A 2,089-nucleotide genomic window follows, 5' to 3' on the forward strand; every position below is an offset into this window, starting at 1 on the left:
ACTTCAATATCATCTAACATATTGTTCCAGAGCTTCCAGTGCAGACGATTTATTGCTATTTCTAAATTGTCAATATTTTTAGCTTCTTTGCAATCATTTATATCTCCAATTTTAAGATATCCATTATCTGTTTTTTTGAAAAACTCCATATCAGTATAAAACCAAACAACTGTCTTCTTTTCTTCCATTCTCGACCCAAATTGATAATCATTTATTTTAATTACAATTTGATTTTTCTTGTTATTTATTGGTAAACTTGAATTTATAAAATCTTGAATAAGTAAATTTAAAGGCCCATTGGTTTCGAGTTTTTGAACAGAATCTTGACTAATAAAAGTAAAATCCTTATCAATCCTAGCATCAATGACTTTAATTACATTTATTTTTGAAGTAACTAAATTGAGTTTTTTAAAATAAGGGTTAAAATTAATCTGAGCAAAAGATTGAAAACTTAAGAATAGGAGAAGAATTAGATATTTCATTTATTATGGATTGTTTTTGAAATCTGAGAAAAAAGCATGCCATGTTTCTTTAAAAATTAGAAATATTTTTTTTAAAAATTCAGGCAAAAACTGATGTATTACATATTTTAAGGTTTATATTTTACATAGTTTTATTTCAAAAGACCTCATGGTATGCTCAGAATATTATTAATGGTATTGTTTTTTGGATTTATTTCCTGCCAAAACAAGAAGGAAAAAGAAGTAATTGAAGAAGATGATTCTCTCGTAGTTTCTGCACTTCCATTAGATATTCCTTTTCCAGAAAATAATCCTCATTCAAAAGAAAATGCTGACCTAGGTAAACTACTCTTTTTTGACCCAATACTTTCTGGAAATAAGGACGTTGCATGTGCCACTTGCCATCATCCTGAGTTTGGATTTGCGGAAAATTTGGAAATAAGTATTGGTGTAAATGGCCATGGTTTTGGAAGTAAGCGACAATTTAATAGCCCGAACGAAATCCCTTTTGTAAAACGAAATTCTCAAGCCATTGTAAATGTGGCTTTTAATGGCTTCAACTCTGAAAGTGAAGTAAATCCAAATAGTGCTCCAATGTTTTGGGACTTAAGAGCTGAAAGTCTTGAAAAGCAAGCACTTGAGCCTATTAAAACTATGGAAGAAATGCGTGGAAAATCTATTGAAGAACATGAAATTTTAGATTTAGTTGTAAAAAGAATCAAGTTGATTAAAGAGTATAATATGCTTTTTGAAAAAGCTTTTGGTAAAAATGCTGTAAATATTGATAACCTTTCAAAGGCTATTGCCACCTATGAAAGGACAATTGTGGCTAACAATTCTAGATTTGATAAATATATGCGTGGTGATGCTACCGCCTTGTCATATAATGAGATAGAAGGCATGAAAGCTTTTAGAAAAGCTGGGTGTATAAATTGCCACAATGGGCCAATGTTCTCTGATTTTAAACAACATGTATTAGCTCCAAAAGCAAACGAAAAACTCACTTTTTTCGATGATGGTATTAATAAAACAAATGGCTTTAGAACACCAAGTTTACGGAATTTAAGGCTTACAGCTCCCTATATGCATAGTGGGAAATTGAAAACATTGACCAATGTTTTGGAGTTTTATGAAGATTTAGCTGGAGGTACTATTGCAGAATCAAAAATTAATCCTGAACAAATTGACCCTTTGGTGAAGAAACTTAAAGTCAACTTCAAAGATATTTCTGCAATTGTTGAATTTCTAGGTACGCTAAACGATGAATCTTATGATAAATCTATTCCTGAAAAAGTGCCTAGTGGACTAAAAGTAGGAGGGGAGATTTACTGATATGAGGTATTTTACCCTATAAAAAAACTTAAGGCAGGCTTCAAAGAAGCCTGTGGTCCGACATCTCGGCTAAGTATATTCTATTCAAGCGAAAGGTCGCCCCCGCCTATCTATCAATCTATGAAAATATTTTTTGTAAGTATACCTCTATAAAAAACTTAAGGTAGGCTTCAAAGAAGCCTGTGGTCCGATATCTCGGCTAAGTATATTCTATTCAAGCGAAAGGTCGCCCCCGCCTATCTATCAATCTATGAAAATATTTTTTGTAAGTATACCTCTATAAAAAACTTAAGGTA

At 31.6% G+C, this 2,089-nt stretch carries 2 protein-coding genes; one reads left to right on the plus strand and one right to left on the minus strand.

Features of this window, described 5'->3' with window-relative positions; all coding sequences use genetic code 11:
- Positions 1-482 (minus strand): hypothetical protein (locus EGI22_RS17595; protein WP_255069747.1); only part of this gene is annotated, 482 nt, incomplete at its 3' end.
- A 153-nt stretch (positions 483-635) separates the two neighbouring features.
- Here EGI22_RS17595 and EGI22_RS17600 point away from each other — a divergent pair.
- Complete coding sequence (locus tag EGI22_RS17600) at positions 636-1,793, plus strand: cytochrome-c peroxidase (protein WP_255069339.1); 1,158 nt, start codon at positions 636-638, stop codon at positions 1,791-1,793.
- Positions 1,794-2,089: the final 296 nt, after the last annotated feature.

The sequence above is a fragment of the Lacihabitans sp. LS3-19 genome (genome assembly GCF_024343575.1).
Classification (GTDB): Bacteria; Bacteroidota; Bacteroidia; order Cytophagales; family Spirosomataceae; genus Leadbetterella.

Coding starts and splice junctions, on each gene's coding strand:
- EGI22_RS17600 (WP_255069339.1), top strand. CDS start 636: ATGCTCAGAATATTATTAATGGTATTGTTTTTTGGATTTATTTCCTGC.